18 protein-coding genes are annotated in these 16534 nt (G+C 47.5%); 10 read left to right on the forward strand and 8 right to left on the reverse strand.

The features are described 5' to 3' along the window. Positions 1 to 133: 133 nt before the first annotated feature. From H5647_RS05090 to H5647_RS05100, 3 genes are read right to left on the reverse strand one after another with little or no spacing between them, the layout of a single operon-like run. Complete coding sequence (locus tag H5647_RS05090) at positions 134 to 577, reverse strand: hypothetical protein (RefSeq protein ID WP_045856830.1); 444 nt, start codon at positions 575 to 577, stop codon at positions 134 to 136. Then, positions 564 to 1238 (reverse strand): response regulator, encoded by a 675-nt coding sequence (locus H5647_RS05095; RefSeq protein WP_236074775.1) that lies wholly within the window; start codon positions 1236 to 1238, stop codon positions 564 to 566. Before H5647_RS05095 ends, H5647_RS05090 begins: the two co-directional genes overlap by 14 nt. Next, positions 1238 to 2476, reverse strand: coding sequence for a sensor histidine kinase (locus H5647_RS05100; RefSeq protein WP_045856835.1), 1239 nt, complete (start codon positions 2474 to 2476; stop codon positions 1238 to 1240). The genes H5647_RS05095 and H5647_RS05100 overlap by 1 nt, the downstream gene beginning before the upstream one ends. Before the next feature lie 172 nt (positions 2477 to 2648). Here H5647_RS05100 and H5647_RS05105 point away from each other — a divergent pair, with 172 nt between their 5' ends. The 4 genes from H5647_RS05105 (at position 2649) to H5647_RS05120 (ending at position 5307) form a co-directional block, all read left to right on the forward strand. After that, the gene (locus H5647_RS05105; RefSeq protein WP_045856836.1) at positions 2649 to 2894 is read left to right on the forward strand and encodes a hypothetical protein; all 246 of its coding nucleotides are present in this window, start codon (positions 2649 to 2651) and stop codon (positions 2892 to 2894) included. A gap of 124 nt (positions 2895 to 3018) precedes the next feature. Beyond that, positions 3019 to 3843 (forward strand): DUF2306 domain-containing protein, encoded by an 825-nt coding sequence (locus H5647_RS05110; RefSeq protein ID WP_052691878.1) that lies wholly within the window; start codon positions 3019 to 3021, stop codon positions 3841 to 3843. A gap of 1 nt (position 3844) precedes the next feature. Beyond that, positions 3845 to 4900 (forward strand): tetratricopeptide repeat protein, encoded by a 1056-nt coding sequence (locus tag H5647_RS05115; RefSeq protein ID WP_045856838.1) that lies wholly within the window; start codon positions 3845 to 3847, stop codon positions 4898 to 4900. Continuing rightward, positions 4897 to 5307 carry a hypothetical protein gene (locus tag H5647_RS05120; protein WP_045856840.1) on the forward strand — a complete coding sequence of 137 codons (411 nt, stop codon included), beginning with the start codon at positions 4897 to 4899 and terminating at the stop codon, positions 5305 to 5307. Before H5647_RS05115 ends, H5647_RS05120 begins: the two co-directional genes overlap by 4 nt. A gap of 222 nt (positions 5308 to 5529) precedes the next feature. On the opposite strand, the gene H5647_RS05125 is transcribed toward H5647_RS05120, so the two are convergent. After that, positions 5530 to 5991 carry an ATP-binding protein gene (locus H5647_RS05125; RefSeq protein WP_052691879.1) on the reverse strand — a complete coding sequence of 154 codons (462 nt, stop codon included), beginning with the start codon at positions 5989 to 5991 and terminating at the stop codon, positions 5530 to 5532. A gap of 772 nt (positions 5992 to 6763) precedes the next feature. On the opposite strand from H5647_RS05125, the gene H5647_RS05130 reads away from it, so the two are divergent. The 6 genes from H5647_RS05130 to H5647_RS05155 all read left to right on the forward strand — a co-directional run bounded on the left by H5647_RS05130 (position 6764) and on the right by H5647_RS05155 (position 13432). Then, complete coding sequence (locus H5647_RS05130) at positions 6764 to 9343, forward strand: cellulose binding domain-containing protein (RefSeq protein ID WP_045856845.1); 2580 nt, start codon at positions 6764 to 6766, stop codon at positions 9341 to 9343. Between the two features lie 451 nt (positions 9344 to 9794). Beyond that, positions 9795 to 10481 carry a TorF family putative porin gene (locus H5647_RS05135; RefSeq protein ID WP_045856847.1) on the forward strand — a complete coding sequence of 229 codons (687 nt, stop codon included), beginning with the start codon at positions 9795 to 9797 and terminating at the stop codon, positions 10479 to 10481. 93 nt (positions 10482 to 10574) lie between these two features. Continuing rightward, on the forward strand, positions 10575 to 10913 hold the full coding sequence (gene glnK / locus H5647_RS05140; protein ID WP_045856849.1) for a P-II family nitrogen regulator: 339 nt from the start codon (positions 10575 to 10577) through the stop codon (positions 10911 to 10913). Positions 10914 to 10961: 48 nt separating this feature from the next. Beyond that, positions 10962 to 12260 carry an ammonium transporter gene (locus tag H5647_RS05145; RefSeq protein WP_045856851.1) on the forward strand — a complete coding sequence of 433 codons (1299 nt, stop codon included), beginning with the start codon at positions 10962 to 10964 and terminating at the stop codon, positions 12258 to 12260. Between the two features lie 295 nt (positions 12261 to 12555). Beyond that, complete coding sequence (locus H5647_RS05150) at positions 12556 to 12894, forward strand: P-II family nitrogen regulator (RefSeq protein ID WP_045856854.1); 339 nt, start codon at positions 12556 to 12558, stop codon at positions 12892 to 12894. Between the two features lie 322 nt (positions 12895 to 13216). Then, positions 13217 to 13432, forward strand: a complete 216-nt coding sequence (locus H5647_RS05155) for a hypothetical protein (protein WP_236075080.1) — start codon at positions 13217 to 13219, stop codon at positions 13430 to 13432. 48 nt (positions 13433 to 13480) lie between these two features. On the opposite strand, the gene H5647_RS05160 is transcribed toward H5647_RS05155, so the two are convergent. From H5647_RS05160 to lptM, 4 genes are read right to left on the reverse strand one after another with little or no spacing between them, the layout of a single operon-like run. Next, entirely contained in the window at positions 13481 to 14170 is a 690-nt protein-coding gene (locus tag H5647_RS05160; RefSeq protein ID WP_045856858.1) for a DUF484 family protein, read from the reverse strand. After that, positions 14167 to 14997 carry a diaminopimelate epimerase gene (dapF, locus tag H5647_RS05165; protein WP_045856860.1) on the reverse strand — a complete coding sequence of 277 codons (831 nt, stop codon included), beginning with the start codon at positions 14995 to 14997 and terminating at the stop codon, positions 14167 to 14169. The genes H5647_RS05160 and dapF overlap by 4 nt, the downstream gene beginning before the upstream one ends. Continuing rightward, the gene (gene lysA, locus H5647_RS05170) at positions 14997 to 16259 is read right to left on the reverse strand and encodes a diaminopimelate decarboxylase (RefSeq protein WP_045856863.1); all 1263 of its coding nucleotides are present in this window, start codon (positions 16257 to 16259) and stop codon (positions 14997 to 14999) included. Before lysA ends, dapF begins: the two co-directional genes overlap by 1 nt. 34 nt (positions 16260 to 16293) lie before the next feature. Next, complete coding sequence (gene lptM, locus H5647_RS05175; RefSeq protein WP_045856865.1) at positions 16294 to 16494, reverse strand: LPS translocon maturation chaperone LptM; 201 nt, start codon at positions 16492 to 16494, stop codon at positions 16294 to 16296. Between the last annotated feature and the right edge of the window lie 40 nt (positions 16495 to 16534).

The following is a 16534-nucleotide window of genomic DNA, read 5'->3' on the forward strand; positions in this document are numbered from 1 at the left end:
GTTGAGAGGTTATAGCGTGGACAGTATGACAAAGCTGCTGCAAAAACGCATACGAACTTGGTGCACCGATAATTATCCCATTGGGGCATGAGGCCTCATTTCGAAATGACGGTATTTACTGTGCCAGTCACCTTTATTCTAGCCTCGAGAGCTTGGTTGCTGGCCAGCAAAGCCCCGCCGGAATTGCCCCCAGCACGATAACCTGGATGGCAACAAAGGCCAAAAAAAACCCGATGGGATGGTTGGGAATACCGCGCTGTAATAAGTAAGCAAAGTAAGTGGCGGCTACCACGTTAACAATTAGTGCGAGCCGCAATGCCCGCTGCGTACCAGCCCAAAGTGCACGGCACGTTAACAGGTTAGTTAAAGCGCTGATCACCAAAACAAAACCGGGTAGCAGCAACAAGAATGCCCTGAGTCCCTCCAAGTTACCCTCTCCCAACGTTGGCGACCAAACCGCGGCAAGGTGGCCGAATGCGCCGGCCAGCAGAAACACGCCGAGCAAGCCTCCGCTCGCTCCCGCAATTCGGTATAGGCCATTGCCTGGCAATTCTGTGGCGGCATTAAAAGCCGACATCGCAGCCTCCCACTTTCGACAGCCCACATTCATAAGAAAATACAACCGCTTGTGCGCGGTCGCGAATCCCTAATTTAGACAGCAAGCTGGAGACATGTGTTTTTACCGTGGCCGCCCCGATAAATAAGGCCTCGGCAATTTCGGCGTTGCTTTTTCCGTTAGCCAGCGCCTGCAACACTTCGCGCTCGCGCGTGGTTAGCCGCTGCAAGCGTTCGGCGAAATTGCGCTCGGTTTTCATATGCTGGGTAAACTGGCCAATCATTCGGCGCGTAATGGTGGGGGATAGCATCGCACCGCCTTCGGCTACCGTGCGCACGGCGTTCACCAGTGCTTCTGGTGGAATATCTTTTAAGACAAAACCACTCGCGCCTACGCGCAGTGCACGGTAGACATATTCGTCCGGGTCAAAGGTGGTGAGAATAATAACGCGCGTGTTGTCACTTGCGTTGGCGAGAATACGTGCAGTGGCCTCGAGCCCATCCAGTTTAGGCATACGAATATCCATCAAAATGATATCCGGCTTGTGCTCGCGCGCCGCCTCAATTGCCTCAAAACCGTTGCTGGCTTCGGCAACCACTTCGATATCACTCTCGTGCGCCAGTACCAGCGCTAGGCCGCGCCGCACCAGGGCCTGATCATCGACAACCAATACTCGTAACATTATGTCTCCTGAAGCGTGCGCGGTAAAACGGCACGTACCTTAAATCCACCACCAATATCATCACTGTCGCCCGCGTTAAATGACCCGCCCAACAATTGTACGCGCTCGCGCATGCCCACAATACCGTGCCCCCCTGTGTTAACGGGCTTAGCGCCTTTACCATTGTCCGCAACGGTAACAACAATGTTTTCCCCACGCCCCTCCACCGTCACCGAGACTTTGCTATTGGCACGGGCATGTTTAATCACGTTGGTCAGTGCCTCTTGCACAATACGGTAAGTGGTTAGCTCAAGACGTGCAGGTAAGGCAGATAAATCGCCGAGAATGTTAAGTTTAACCGCCAGCCCAGCCTCACCGACTTGACGTACCAAATTGGGTAAATCATCAAGACTGGGCTGCGGCTCAAGTGCGTCCTCGGCATTAACGGGGCGCATAACGCTCAGCAGGTGGCGCATTTCCGACAGTGCTTGCCGGCCCGCCTCCTCGACCGACGCCATAGCATTAATGGCAGCCGCCGGGTCTGAGGCGGCGATGGTTCGTGCAGCGCCCGCCTGAACGGTCATCAAACTAACTTGGTGGGCGACAATATCGTGCATCTCGCGGGCAATACGACTGCGTTCGGCCATCACGGCGCGCTCCGCACCTACGTTGCGCTCGCGCTCAAGGTGCCGCGCTCGTTCTTCCAGCAAGCGTAAATATTCACCGCGAAAGCGCAAGCGGCGCCCTACGTACCAAAGCGCGAGCACCATTATCGCCGCCACGGTGTTCCCGGTACTAGGCGAATTAAAAACCGTAAGGTCCACAATCACAAAAACCAGCGCGCCAATTGCGCCCACGAGGCTAGCACGGTTGTTAGCCTCAAAACGGCCCAGACTATAGAGGGAGAAGGCCAAGCCAACGACGCCGTGCACGGGTGCCGCGACGTATAACACAACCGACACGGCCAGAATTACTCCATGGACCTGCCATGGATGGCTACGCCGCCATAACAGTGCAAAATTGGCGGCAAACGCGCACAGGTAGGCACCCACATCCGGCAAGGTGGCCAGCGTCATGACCTCAGCCCCGCCATTGTGTGACCACATTAAAATGTTTAATAAAAACGCTAGCAGCGCAATTAGCAAATCTGCGGTGTGCGGCCAGCGTTCAAAGGGGCCACGCCAAGGCCGCCATAGGGCCGGGTTAGGTGGCTGCGCACTAAAGGCGCGGCGTGTAAAAACAGACAATAACTCTTTCATCGGCAAATTTTAGACGAACACCACGCTCCGTGTCATGAGTATTAAGGGGGGTATACCCCGGCCGCCAACTCAACCCTTTGGGGGAGGTTAAAATCCAGCCAGCGGCGGATGTGGCGCTGATCGTCCACGCTCATAATGCTCGGCAATTCAGCTCAATTGTTAGGAGCAGCAAATGAGCGAAAGGGTATTAGACCCGCGTACAGGCCCAGAGGCGTTAGCGAATTGCGCGGCCAGTATAGCCGTGAACGCTTGGTTCGTCCTCGCTGCAATAGGCCACTGGGTTTTTCTCGCCTACATATTGGCGGTGTTTTTCCCTCCTATCGCTCAAAACGGGCTAAACGGACTCAAGGGCATGCACCTACCCAGTGGCTTTCGTGAAGGTGAAACACTGGGCAATCTCTTAGCAAAAAAACTGTGAAGCCCGTGACTGTCAACCAGGAGAAATAATGAAATACCAAAAAGAGGAGGTAAATTAAAAAAAATCAGGCACCAGCAGAGTGCATAAGTCGCCACCGAACAATTAGGTATTAACGGAATTCAATATGCAAACGTTTATTCACTGGCTACTTAAATGTACGCCGGTAGGCTTACTATTACTTCTTTCTAGCTCAGCCAGTGCTGCTCGCCTTACGGTAGAGCCAGACTCGTCCTTTTTCCTGCATTTTGGTGCAGCTATTCTCCTTTATGCTCATATTGGAGGAGGGGCGATTGGCCTATTATCAGGACTCATTGCGAGCCTAGCACCCAAAGGCCAGAAATTACATCGCTTTGCAGGGAAAATATTTTTTATAGCGATGTTTACGAGCTATTTAATTGGTGCCTGTGTTTCCCCTTTTCTAGAGACTGAACAGAAAACAAATTTTGTCGCCGCAATATTAGCGTTATACCTGCTGGTAACCGGAGTGCTCGCCGCCCAACGAAAAACATTTAGGGCCGGATTCGCCGAAAAAATTGGACTTATTGTAGCCCTACTCATTACGGCCATGGGGGTAAGCTTTATGGTGATGAGTCGTCAGAGTGTAACCGGCACTGTCGATGGAGCACCTCCTCAAGCCTTTATCTTGTTTGTGGTTTTAGGCGCAATTGCATCTGTCGGTGAACTAAACGTTATTCTACGAAAAACCCTAACGCAAAGATCTCGCATTATTCGCCATGTATGGCGTATGTGCCTGTCCTTCTTTATCGCATCCGGTTCGCTATTCTTTGGCCAGGCTACGCTATTTCCCGAATGGTTTAATGCTAGTTTATTCCCCATGATCTTTGGCCTATTCCCAATTATGGTACTCATTATAGGAATAACAAAAACCCTACGGCCCAAACTCAGCGAATTCTACACCCGTCTACACCTTAAAAAACCGAGCGATTAAAATGAAAACAATTATGCGAATAGCGGTATGGAATTGTTTATTGTTTGCCAATGTTATTAGTGCCGAAAGTGCACACCCAGACAATAACACGGCAGTTGATCTGTTTTACTCAAAACAGTACGATTTGGCGCTACCTAGGTTTGAAAAATATGTTTCAAATGCCACGGAGAGCCAAAAAAATAATGCCACCTACCAGCAGGCACTAATTTACCTAAGTGAGATACTGCTAATTAAAAATAACACCAAAAACGCTGTGTCATATATTGAAGAAGCCTTAGATATTAGGCCGAACAGTAGTCAAGAACTACTATTGGCAGGCGACATCTACTGTAAACATGCACGGCAGGTGTCCATATTCAAAGCATTAGGCTATGGGAAAAAGTGTATTAAATATTATGAAAAAGCAGCGGGTCAATCCCCAAACAACCTAAAAGCATTGAGTACGGTCATTCAATTTCACTTATATGCTCCCTCGTTTGCGGGAGGCTCCCTTGACAAAGGTGTTATGTATTTAGCCAGCTTAACGGAAAAGTCTGAAGAGGCCGCACGCATTCACCATATTCAACTTACCGAGATACAAAACGATACCAGCGCCGCGTTAGCCTTAGCTGAAACGTTTTCAGAAAAAACATACTTAAAGACGGAAAACCAATACCAGCTCGCTAAATTCTTTAAACAACATAAATACTATATTCAAGCCGAGAAAATGTTCTTGGAAATTATTAAAAAAGACATATCCGTCAATAATACCCCAAGCAACTGGCACGTTAACGCCAGCCTGCTTCAGCTAGCTGAAATCTATATTGAGCGAGGCATAAAGGCCGACAAATCAATCGTATATATTGAGCAATACTTAACAACCAGCAGTAACCCGTATGACGAACACTTCTATTGGTCGCGATGGAGTTTAGCAAAAGCATATTACTTAACAGGAAATCTAGAGCAGTACCACCAAATGGTTGAGAGTATTAAACAACTAGACTACCTGGAAAACAAAGAATTTAAAAAACATTTTGAGCGTGGCGTAAAAGAGCGAAGACATGGAGGCAAGGTATGAGCACTCAGGCTAATATAAGCAATATTAGAGTACAGCTATTGCGCGTAGTGTATATGTTTATATTTTTGGGCCTTGGTATAACCGTGTGGCCAGACATCATTTTTTCAAAAAATACAACAGTAACCGCCGATACCGTAGTGCTGGCAATGCTTGCAAGTTATTCCCTCGTTGCGTTACTGGGTTTGCGCTATCCACTAAAGATACTTCCGCTGCTTATTATAGAACTATTGTGGAAATCAATTTGGGTGTCTGCTTTTGCAATTCCTGCATTACTTACCGACAATTATAACCAGTACACCAGCGATGTAATGTTTGCTTGCGTACTTGGCATTGTTGTAATGTTACTCGCTATTCCGTGGGGCTATATCTACCATCAGTATGTCATTAGGTTGTGGTGTTCTAATTAATAAACCGCACAGTCAACCCGGATTTAATGGCGCTTAAAAACCGCTCTTGCTGTTCTTTGTTGTTGATATTAGCTGGAGAAAAATTACAAAAGTTGTAACCAGCTTCATCAAGATATCCTAAGAAAAATTCGACACTTTCACTTTGCCCCTATTTTTTAAACGTCAACTACCTTGACCGGTTCATTCGGTTAAACCTCCAGGGATTTCAACGGGGTTAGATTTTTACGTTGAGCTGTTCTTTTTTCTATAGCTTTCTCCTTCTAATTCAATGATATTTCCGTGGTGAATGAGCCAGTCCACAGAGGCCACTGTCATGTTTTTGTCGGAAAATATGTTGTGCCATTCACTGAATGCTTGATTGGCTGTGATGATGCTGGCTTGTTCATGCCGGTGCGCGATGAGTTCGAATAATACGCTGGATTCTTGCTGGCCCCGATTTGCATAGCCAATATTGTCAATGACCATGAAGCGACACCGATCCAATTTAAGCAGTTCCTCGTTTAGCTTTAATGTTTGTTTGGTACTTTGTAGGTGTTGAGTAAGTTCGGTGACAGTGTAGAAGCGCCCACTCAGTGGTTCTGGTGGGGGCAAGCCTAAAGTTTCAGCGTAATAACCCACCCCTTGAGTGATAATATCTTCTGTAAAGTCCGGCAGATCTATAGGTACTATTTCGGTAATGTGCATTACATTTATTGCCTAAGATTAACGCTCAATTTTTTCCTTTGTTGTTTGGAGAATGTGCATTGAGGACTTACTTTTCATTATCCCTTTATAGGCTTTCTTTTTCGTTGGAAGTCGAATGCATGCGCGAATGATTGTAACGCTTATAGGAATGTTCTTTTTACTGGCTGGGCATATACATTGCCAGCGCGTTGCTCAGATGGCCAAAGTGCTCCACGGGTTAAATAAAATAGACGGGCGACTGTTCAAAATACTACGGCTAACGTCTTTTACATTAGGGGTTCTTTACCATTGCTTTTGGCAATTTTTGTCCGAAAATTAGGTGGTTACTTTCCAGTGTATATGTTGTACATACTGATCTAACAATACGCATTACCGTTTTATGTATACATGATTTCTGTTGGTGTTACTGTTGGTGACGGTTAACGGCCATTATTGGCGCTTAGAATAAGTGTGTTTATCTAATTTGGTACTCGGGTTCTCAATAGAGATGGTGGGTGTCAATTGTTTGTGGTAAAAATGACGAGGGTTGGAATGGCGCTAGTCGCGTTATTGGGTTAAATAATAATTAATAATTTCCATCAGCCTTTTTAGTGCTTTTTAGTGGTGTTTCTTTTTCTAATCGGTTTTTCTGAATGTGTTACTGGAAATGTTACGACGAAAGTTTTTCGAACGAAATAAGATTTTTAATTCTTTATGCCAATAATACAAGCTTCAATGTTATAGGGTTTGCGGGCGTTTGTTTAATTATAATTACTCAGGAATGAGGCCGTTTATGAATAAAAAAATATTACATCCAACGTTGGTTGTTGGGCTATCAATGCTGTTACTAATGCTGAGTAAAACAGCATTAGCGAACTTGGATTGTTCGTTAAATCTTACGAATCAATGGTCTGGTGGAGCGACTGCTGAACTTGTGGTGGTTAATGCGGGCAGTAGCACCACGACTGCGTCTAACATTGTTGCGGAGTTTAGTAGCAATGTTGCGATCCAGAATGTTTGGAATGGATCGGTTAGTGGGTCTAATCCTTATACGTTTAGTGGGCCGCAATGGAATCAAAATTTGGCTACTGGGCAATCCGCTACTATTGGCATGCAATTAAGTTTTTCTGGTAGCTTTAGTGCGCCGACTTTTAGTGGTGCGTGTGGTGGCGTTACACCTTTAAATCAGCCGCCCGAAATCAGTAGTTTTTCGTGTGATGAACATCAGTTAGTGGGCGATTTCTTTGATTTAGGTTGGGCTGTTTACGAGTTCAGTTATGTCTGTGATGCAGTAGCCACCGATGCCGACGGCGATACCTTGGAATACATTTTTGATTTGGGTGATGGTCGAACACTCGCGTCTGCCGGTAGTTCCTCAACGGGTATCATCGATTATGTAGAATCTGACACTTATACTATTGGCGTGACCGTTAGTGATGGAACCGCTTCTGTGGAGGCTTCGGTTGAGCAAGCAGTAACGGGTATGACTCAACCACCGGTGGTGGATTTTGATTGTACGGTCGACAGCAATAATTATGAAATCACCTGCGACGGTTCTGCCTCTTACGACCCCGATGGTGACGCCACTGCGCATTACTGGGCATGGGACGGCACTTACGATTACAGTTCTGGCCTTACGGTTGCGACGCACCGTTTTTCGGGTGCTGGTGAATACGCTATTTCGTTGTACGTTTTAGATGGCAATAACAGTCGTCATTTAACGAAAACTTTTACCATTGAAGGGTCTGAGCCTTTTGACCCAATATTGGAATTTAGTTGCGAGAATGAATACCACTCAAGTAACTCTGAAACTTTAGGGTTTGAATTTTCAAGTGTGCGGGTGAGGTGTGACGTAGATGAATACGACCCTGGTTTTGAGCTAACGCCCATACCAACGGGTTCACCGGGGTGCTATGGAGCGTCTTCAAGTGCGTCTTCGTCGTCATCGACGCCTTCTGCTTCTGGGGAACCAACCCCTACGCCAAGCCCCACGGCTGAGCCTTGCATAATGCCCACCTACGCCCCAATTCGGGAGCATAGATGGACTTTTGGCGAGGGTGATGATGCTGTTAACCGACGCTCGGAGAATTCAATCGCCGTTCATACATTTGAAGAATCTAAAACCGTTGATGTAACACTTACAATCGAAGAACTCCAGGAAGGTGTAACCACAACGGCAACAGGTGTGCTCGATATTGTGGGCAATGGCGTGGCGCCGGTGGTGAGCTTGGAGTGTACAAATGTACCGGGTAGCCTCACGGTGACCTGCGACGGTTCGGGCAGCTACGATTCAGACGGTGACGAACTTCTCTACACCTTCGCATGGGATCAAAGCACGAATGGCGTAAAAACAACTAATACCACGCCCATTGCCTCCCATACTTACGAGTCTCCTGGTTGGCAGTACGTGACTCTCTACATTGTGGATAGAGGGATTGATATTCCGAATACTGGTGGCCACCTCGAAACGAAACAAGTTTCGATGGAGCTTACGGATGAATCCGAGACTAATCGACCGCCGGTAGCCGACTTTACGGCTAGTGACAGCCGTTGCGTCAGCTTCACTAAAGAGTTCGATGCGAGTATCAGTAGCGATCCTGATGGCGACGATATTACGTTTGACTGGTCTATTTTGGGAGATAGCTTTAGCGGTGAAACGTTAACGTTCAATGGCTCTTCGCATATTGATGAAACCATCGACGTAGCCTTAACGGTTACAGACACCGAAGGCGCTACGGATTCTATAACACGCGAAATTACGATCGACAATTATCCGTTGCCCATCGCTAGTCCTCCGCCTGTGCCGGACTATGACATTTTCGCTAGCAGTACCAGTGGTGATGCGCCGTTAACCGTTGATTTTGAATTGTCCGATGACTTTGATTGGAATGAAGTGGATTGGTATGTCGATGGCGAAAGGCTCGTTACTGCAGGCCCAACAAACTTTAGCCATACGTTTGAGCAGCCGGGTACGTATGAGGTAATGACCTATGCCGTGTATATTTTTGACACGACCTGTGACCGCCGAGTAGGTCGAGAAGCTTATATCACTATCGAAGTGCTCGGAGACGATCCCGATACGGGCGGTCAATCGTGTGAATATGTTGTGACCAATGATTGGGGTTCAGGCTTTACGGCGGAGCTTCGCTACACGAATACCGGTGAAGCGATTATTAGTGATTGGTCTGCGACGTGGGAATACACTGATGGCTCGTCTATCTCCAGCAGTTGGAATGGATCGGTTTCGGGCAGCAACCCTTATACGGCAACCGGTGTAGGCTGGAATAGCAGCCTGCAACCTGGTCAAACCGCCACTATAGGAATGCAAGGTGTTAACGGCGCGAATAGTGCGGCTACACCTACTTGTCAGTAGTTAATGCGCTTTTATCGTAAAGGCTAAAAGCGTTTTTTAACGGCCAGCAAAACCCTCGAGCGTTAGCCCGAGGGTTTTTTTATGGGCCGCGATAATGGTGGCCGTAGGCCTTCCTGTCGTTCTCGGCTCAGTCTTCCGTTTTTGACGACACAGAGCTGAGCTTGAATAAGGCGTATGGCGACGTGTTATCTAGGTGCGTTAAGTCACAAAACAAATAAAAAACACGTGCATCATTTGTGTGCGTCTCGACGGTGCACTACATTGATCGCCGCACGAATATGGTGCTTTTGTCGTTTTCAAACACATATGAATTGAGTTGCTTAAGTTCTAACTATTTGAAAATAAAGACATTTATAAAGTTGGCGCGGTTAGTGCTAAAACAAGGCAAGCTAGCTCGTTTTGGTATCGACCAAGCTAACATAATTATTTAAAAGACATTTGGAGGAAACACATGAAAACTTCTAAGAAATTATTGGCCGGTGCTGTTGCAGCATCTTTAGCGATTTCTGCAATGGCTCCTGTAGCGAATGCTGAAGTATCCGCTTCTGTTGGTGTTGCGAGCTCATATTTGTGGCGTGGTATCGACTTAGGTGCTGGCTATGGTAACCCTGCGGTATCGGGCGATTTAAGCTATAGCAACGAAGGTTTCTATGCCGGTACTTGGGTAAGCTCTGGTGACGGTTCTGGCGGCACTGAGTATGACTTGTATGCAGGCTTTGGTGCTGAAGTAAGCGAAGTGAATATTGATCTAAGTGTTTGGTCGTATCAGTACCCAACGGCTTCAACTCGTTACGTGGGTGTCGACGGCGATATGGCTGTTGTTGTTCCAATCGAGAGTGAATCTAACATTGGTGACTTGATGGAAGCGGTTCTTTCTATCGGTTACGGCCCTGTTAGCCTTAGCTACTACCACGGTTTGCAAGATTTAGAAGAGTATTATTACGTGAATGCGGGTGTTACTTTTGGCGCGTTTAGCCTGAATGCCGGTGCGCATGATGATGATATGACTCACGTTGACTTGTCTTACGCTTATAACGATAACTTGAGCTTCATTTTCAGCCAAGTTGTTGACGATGTTGAAGGCGCTTACGATGATGATTTGAATGTTGTAGTGAGCTACAGCCTTCCTATCGAGTAAGTACTACAAAAAGCCGCTTTTACCTTTAGGTGAAGCGGCTTTTTTATTTAATAAAGCAGCACGTGCTGCATAACCCTTTATAGGAGCAGTCCAATGAAACTAATAACTGCCATCATCAAGCCTTTTAAGCTCGACGCAGTGCGTGAAGCGTTATCGGAAATTGGTGTACAAGGTATTACGGTTACTGAAGTAAAAGGTTTCGGCCGTCAAAAAGGCCATACAGAATTGTACCGTGGTGCAGAATACGTTGTGGATTTTCTACCTAAAACCAAATTAGAAGTTGCGGTTGCAGACGACCAATTAGATTCGGTTGTAGAAGCGATCAGTAAAGCGGCCCATAGCGGCAAAATCGGTGATGGAAAAATCTTTGTATCCGTATTGGAGCAAGTTGTGCGTATCCGCACTGGCGAATCTGGTGAAGAAGCGCTTTAACCTTTTGTTTTACTGATAAATAGAATCCCAATTGTTCGGAGAACTCCTATGGAACAATCAATATTTGAACTGCAGTACGCCCTAGATACCTTTTATTTCTTGGTCTGTGGCGCACTTGTAATGTGGATGGCTGCTGGCTTTGCAATGCTTGAGTCTGGCCTTGTCCGCGCTAAAAACACAACTGAAATTTTAACTAAAAACGTAGCCCTGTATGCCATTGCGTGCATTATGTATTTTGTTTGTGGTTACGCGATTATGTATGGTGGCGATACGTTCTTATCCGGTATTACTGGAGACGGTGTTGCCGATGATTGGACGTATGCTCCATCTGCCGACTTTTTCTTCCAGGTTGTATTTGTTGCAACGGCCATGTCTATTGTCTCGGGTGCTGTTGCCGAACGTATGAAACTTTGGGCTTTCTTGGCTTTTGCGGTTGTTATGACAGCGTTTATTTACCCAATGGAAGGTGCGTGGACATGGGGTAATGGTGTTGCGGGTTCTATGGGTGAGTGTGGTGTATTTGGTATGTACTCGCTGGGCGGCATTGACGAAGGCAAGTGTGCTGGCATGAGCTTTGTTAAATGGAGCGATTTTGCAGGCTCCGGTATTGTGCACATGTCTGGTGCTGCAGCAGCCCTGGCTGGTGTGCTGGTGTTAGGCGCGCGTAAAGGAAAGTTTGGCCCGAATGGAGAAGTTAACGCTATTCCTGGTTCAAACCTGCCTCTGGCGACTTTGGGTATGTTCATTCTGTGGATGGGTTGGTTCGGCTTCAACGGTGGCTCTGTATTGGCTACTGCTAGCGTAGAAAGTGCCAATGCTGTTGCCATTGTGTTTATGAACACTAATGCGGCAGCGGCTGGTGGATTAGTTGCTGCGCTAATTGTTGCGCGTATCTTGTTCGGTAAAGCAGATTTGACCATGGCGCTTAACGGTGCTTTGGCGGGTCTTGTTGCGATTACTGCTGAGCCTTCAACGCCTACAGCGTTGCAAGCAACTTTATTCGGTGGCCTTGGTGGTGTGTTGGTTGTATTTGCCATTATTACATTGGATAAACTAAAAATTGATGACCCCGTTGGTGCTATCTCGGTTCACGGTGTTGTGGGTTTCTTAGGCCTTCTATTGGTACCTGTTACCAATGGTGGCGAAGACGGCGCTGCTTCTTTCTTGGGCCAGTTGACCGGTGCGCTTACTATCTTCACATGGGTGTTTGTGACAAGTTTGGTTGTGTGGTTAGTGATCAAAGCGGTTATGGGTATCCGTGTTAGTGAAGAAGAAGAGTTTGACGGTGTGGATATCTCTGAATGTGGTATGGAGGCTTATCCTGAGTTTATTTCAGGCGGTAAGTAAATCCTTACACAGCGTTAATCATAGGCGTTAGGCCTATTAAAAACCGGGGGTGACAGCCTCCGGTTTTTTTATGCGTGGGAGTTGTGCAAGTTAGCCACACGCGTGTGGAGTGCTGTGTGGTTTGAGGGGGATTAACGCGATGGATTCTTTGCCCCGAATCGGTGCGAGTGGTTTGTCTTTCGGTTTCGATCGGTGTAAATTGCCCTCCTAGACGATTTTAAGCGGTGTTCGGACCGGGTAGCCGAGCCATCAACTACAATAAAACCTGGATTTGGGTGTATTTAAGGATCTTCCTATGAAACTGATTACTGCTGTTATTAAGCCTTTTAAACTCGACGACGTGCGTAATGCATTGTCGGAAATCGGTGTTCAGGGTATGACGGTGACTGAAGTGAAGGGCTTTGGTCGCCAAAAAGGTCATACTGAACTCTATCGCGGTGCGGAATACGTTATTGATTTTCTTCCGAAGGTAAAAGTGGAGCTTGTCTTGGGTGATGATTTAATCGATCAGGCAGTGGAGGCCATTACTAAGGCTGCGCAAACGGGCAAAATTGGCGATGGCAAAATATTTATAATGCCTTGCGAAGAAGTTATCCGTATTCGTACCGGTGAAACCGGCCCTGATGCGGTTTAAGTTGCCATAGTTTCTTGTACGCCATGCTATTTCGCATGGCGTTTTTCGTTGTATTCCCTCGATTCATCTCCTCGTTTTTACGCCGTTTTAGGCGTTTGTTTTCTGGCCTCTCTCCCGAATGTTCGCACGTTTTTTCCCGTGTCTTATGTTTATCGCGTTAATAAAATAACCAATATTGTGTTTTTCTATTAACGCTAGAACAAAAAAAACTAAAGAAATTGAATGCCCCCCGCTGACAGATTCTAAACTCTGAACTATAAATTATCCGAGTTTGTGAAAGTGGTAACTAAACTATAAGAATATGTACGAGAGGAATTTGCACGTGGAAAATGAAGATGCTATTGAATCTGATGGTGGGGCGCTAGCGGCCCTTACAGTTGCTGAATCGTTGCTAGATAAGGATGCGGAGCGGAAGCACTTAGAAAGTGAAGTTGAAGCGTTTCTGGCGAGCGGCGGCCGAATTGACCATATTCCAGCCAATGTTGTGGCCGACCCGCCAAAAAAACCTGAGTCTAATTATGGTGGGCAGCCCATTTAAGGCGGGTTTTTGCGCACCACCTTACGGGCTATAGGCTGCGCGCACATTCTATTTCAAATATTTAGGCAGTTGCCGATTAAGTACTTCGGCAATATAGCTTAAAAACAGCGTTCCCATACTCGAACGGTAGTAGTTCGGGTCTTGGTTGCCTATGGCTAATACGCCTAGAGGGCTTCCATGCTGTAACACGGCTATTGCGGCGCTGCCGATATTGGGTGCGTCGCCATCAAATAAAAACCCACTCTCCTTAACATCAATGCCACCACTGACGGTATTGGGTAGCTTCAGGCGCTTGCCAATATAGTCGCGGGCATCGTGAATGGAGACAATGCGCGCCTCGCTTACGGGGGTATTGTTGTTGCCAAATAAGATGAGGCGCGTGTAGTGAATGTTAAATTCTTTATCAAAGCTGTAATACAGCGCATCGACCAAATCACCCAAATCGTTACATTCGAGTAAGGCTAGCACTAAGCGTTTGGTTTTATCGAACAGGCGATCGTTATCGCGGGCGTTGTCGAGCAGTTGGCTTAGCCGATGCCGCATGTCCATATTGCGATCACGTAAGATAGCCACTTGGCGCTCTACCAGTGAGACGGCAGGGCCGCTTTGGTGAGGCAGGTCAAGATCGGCCAATAGATCGATATGGCGATTGAAAAAATCCGGATGTTTTTTCAGGTATTGTGCTACCTGCTCGTCGGAAATTTTTTCCCTGTTCTGAGTAATAGAAGATTCACTCATACTTTAACTTGTCCATGAAAGACGGATGTTGCTGGGCCGGTCATCATAACAGGGTTTTGAGCGCCCTCCCATTGAATGCGTAACGTGCCGCCGGGCAATTCTACCGCTACGGTAGGGTCTAGCAGACCGCGCAGAATGCCACTCACAACCGCCGCGCAGGCACCTGTCCCACAGGCGAGCGTTTCTCCGGCACCGCGTTCGTACACGCGTAATCGAACAGTTTTCCGATCGATTATTTGCATAAACCCGGCGTTAACTCGGCTGGGAAATTGTTTGTGCGATTCGATAAGCGGGCCAATGGTGTCTACCGGAAAATGCGTAAGGTCTTCTACTAAGGTAATGGCGTGTGGGTTCCCCATAGACACCGCCCCTATGTCGAAGGTTTGGTCTGCGACGCGAAGGGGGTAGTACGCTAATTGCTTATCTGCGGTGAATGGAATATTACTGGGCGTTAGTTCGGGCGCGCCCATGTTGACGGTCACTTGGTTGTCGTCGTTAACATGTAATGTGAGTATGCCAGCGGCAGTTTCGACACATATTGTGGTTTTACTTGTGAGCTGACGCTGGCGTACGAAAAGGGCAAAACAGCGGGCGCCGTTGCCGCAGTTTTCTACTTCGGTGCCGTCGCTATTGAATATACGGTAGCGAAAGTCGGTGTCGGGATTGGTGGGAGATTCCACAACTAATACTTGATCGCAGCCGACGCCGAAATGACGGTCGGCGAGCTTACGTGCGCGCTCCGGTGTTACAGTGATTTTTTGACTGATGGCATCAATCATCACAAAATCGTTACCGATACCTTCCATTTTGGTAAAGCGTAAACGCATTAGCCTTGCTCTCCTGATGGCAGCAGGTGCTCGCCACGAATCATATCGTTAAAATCTTCGCGTTCGCGAATTAAAAAGTGTTGATCGCCGTCCACAAATACCTCGGCTGCGCGGCCACGGGTGTTGTAATTGGAACTCATAACGAAACCGTAAGCACCGCTGGACATGAGCGCCAGCTGATCACCTGCTCTGAGTGATAGTACGCGATCTTTAGCAAGGAAGTCGCCTGTTTCACACACTGGGCCGACTAGATCCCATGGCTGAGCTGTAGCGCTGCTGTTTTGCTGTAACGGCAAAACGTTCTGCCATGCTTGGTAAAGTGCGGGGCGAATGTTGTCGTTCATGGCGGCATCGATGATAGCGAAATTACGGTGCTCGGTGGGCTTCAGATAAAGCACTTCCGTGAGCAGTACGCCCGCGTTCGCGGCAATTGAGCGACCGGGTTCCAGTATGAGCTCGAGAGGCCTATCGCCTAAGCGTTGTTTTACCGCGGCGAGGTAATCTTGTGGCGAAGGCGGTGTTTCATCGTTGTAGGTAACGCCTAAGCCGCCGCCGAGATCTAAATGCGCAATAGCAATGTTCGATTCAGCTAGCGTATCGACTAACATTAGTACCCGATCGAGCGCATCTAAGAACGGGGCCAGTTCCGTTAACTGCGAGCCGATATGACAGTCTACTCCTACGACGTTTATGCCTGGTAATTGTGCTGCACGTTGGTATACGTGGGGCGCGCGTTCAATGTCGATGCCGAACTTATTTTCTTTTAGGCCGGTAGAAATATAAGGGTGAGTGTGGGCGTCTACATCCGGGTTCACACGCAATGATATATTCGCGACCTTGCCCATTTGGGTTGCTATAGCCGAAAGAACGTCGAGTTCTGCTTCAGATTCTACGTTGAAGCATGCGATACCCGTATCCAGTGCGAAGACCATTTCGTTAGGCTTTTTGCCAACACCTGAAAATATAATGCGTTCTGGTTTTCCGCCTGCGGCTAACACCCGTTGTAATTCGCCGATAGAGACAATATCAAAGCCTGCACCCAGTTGGGCCAGTACTTGTAATACGGCGATATTGGAATTTGCTTTTACGGCGTAGCATACCGTGCCGGGGTGTTCGCCAAGTGCTTGCGCGTAAGCAAGATAATGTTCGCTAAAGGCCGCGCGGCTATAAACGTAGCAAGGTGTACCATACTGCTCGGCAAGGGCTGATAGCGAAACACCTTCGGCGTGAAGGCTGCGGTTGCGAAACTCAAAATTGGACATGCTGTTACTTTCTCGAAATTCGTGTATTTAGGCGTTACGGTTGACGTGGCTCTACAGCGGGCATTTCCGTTGGCGTAACCGATTCGGTAGTGTGCGTGGGGTCGGGTAATTTTAATGGGCCTTTTTGTCCACAAGCACTCAAGCCCACAAGACCGAAAAACATTAGCCCTAAGGCCGTTGCTCGACGTATTGTTAGTGTTGCGCAAGCAGTATTCTTAACGGTTGTAAAAGGCATATTCGACCCCGTAAACAAGAATGTGTGTCAGGGTGGCCTT

Source organism: Teredinibacter purpureus, assembly GCF_014217335.1.
Classification (GTDB): Bacteria; Pseudomonadota; Gammaproteobacteria; order Pseudomonadales; family Cellvibrionaceae; genus Teredinibacter; species Teredinibacter purpureus.

Excerpts from the sequence above, each read along its gene's own strand:
- H5647_RS05105 (WP_045856836.1), top strand. The coding sequence starts at position 2,649 with ATGAGCGAAAGGGTATTAGACCCGCGTACAGGCCCAGAGGCGTTAGCG.
- H5647_RS05090 (WP_045856830.1), bottom strand. The coding sequence starts at position 577 with ATGTCGGCTTTTAATGCCGCCACAGAATTGCCAGGCAATGGCCTATAC.
- H5647_RS05110 (WP_052691878.1), top strand. The coding sequence starts at position 3,019 with ATGCAAACGTTTATTCACTGGCTACTTAAATGTACGCCGGTAGGCTTA.
- H5647_RS05145 (WP_045856851.1), top strand. The coding sequence starts at position 10,962 with ATGGAACAATCAATATTTGAACTGCAGTACGCCCTAGATACCTTTTAT.
- dapF (WP_045856860.1), bottom strand. The coding sequence starts at position 14,997 with ATGCGTTTACGCTTTACCAAAATGGAAGGTATCGGTAACGATTTTGTG.
- H5647_RS05120 (WP_045856840.1), top strand. The coding sequence starts at position 4,897 with ATGAGCACTCAGGCTAATATAAGCAATATTAGAGTACAGCTATTGCGC.
- H5647_RS05150 (WP_045856854.1), top strand. The coding sequence starts at position 12,556 with ATGAAACTGATTACTGCTGTTATTAAGCCTTTTAAACTCGACGACGTG.
- H5647_RS05115 (WP_045856838.1), top strand. The coding sequence starts at position 3,845 with ATGAAAACAATTATGCGAATAGCGGTATGGAATTGTTTATTGTTTGCC.
- H5647_RS05095 (WP_236074775.1), bottom strand. The coding sequence starts at position 1,238 with ATGTTACGAGTATTGGTTGTCGATGATCAGGCCCTGGTGCGGCGCGGC.
- H5647_RS05100 (WP_045856835.1), bottom strand. The coding sequence starts at position 2,476 with ATGAAAGAGTTATTGTCTGTTTTTACACGCCGCGCCTTTAGTGCGCAG.
- H5647_RS05135 (WP_045856847.1), top strand. The coding sequence starts at position 9,795 with ATGAAAACTTCTAAGAAATTATTGGCCGGTGCTGTTGCAGCATCTTTA.
- H5647_RS05160 (WP_045856858.1), bottom strand. The coding sequence starts at position 14,170 with ATGAGTGAATCTTCTATTACTCAGAACAGGGAAAAAATTTCCGACGAG.
- lysA (WP_045856863.1), bottom strand. The coding sequence starts at position 16,259 with ATGTCCAATTTTGAGTTTCGCAACCGCAGCCTTCACGCCGAAGGTGTT.
- H5647_RS05125 (WP_052691879.1), bottom strand. The coding sequence starts at position 5,991 with ATGCACATTACCGAAATAGTACCTATAGATCTGCCGGACTTTACAGAA.
- glnK (WP_045856849.1), top strand. The coding sequence starts at position 10,575 with ATGAAACTAATAACTGCCATCATCAAGCCTTTTAAGCTCGACGCAGTG.
- H5647_RS05130 (WP_045856845.1), top strand. The coding sequence starts at position 6,764 with ATGAATAAAAAAATATTACATCCAACGTTGGTTGTTGGGCTATCAATG.
- lptM (WP_045856865.1), bottom strand. The coding sequence starts at position 16,494 with ATGCCTTTTACAACCGTTAAGAATACTGCTTGCGCAACACTAACAATA.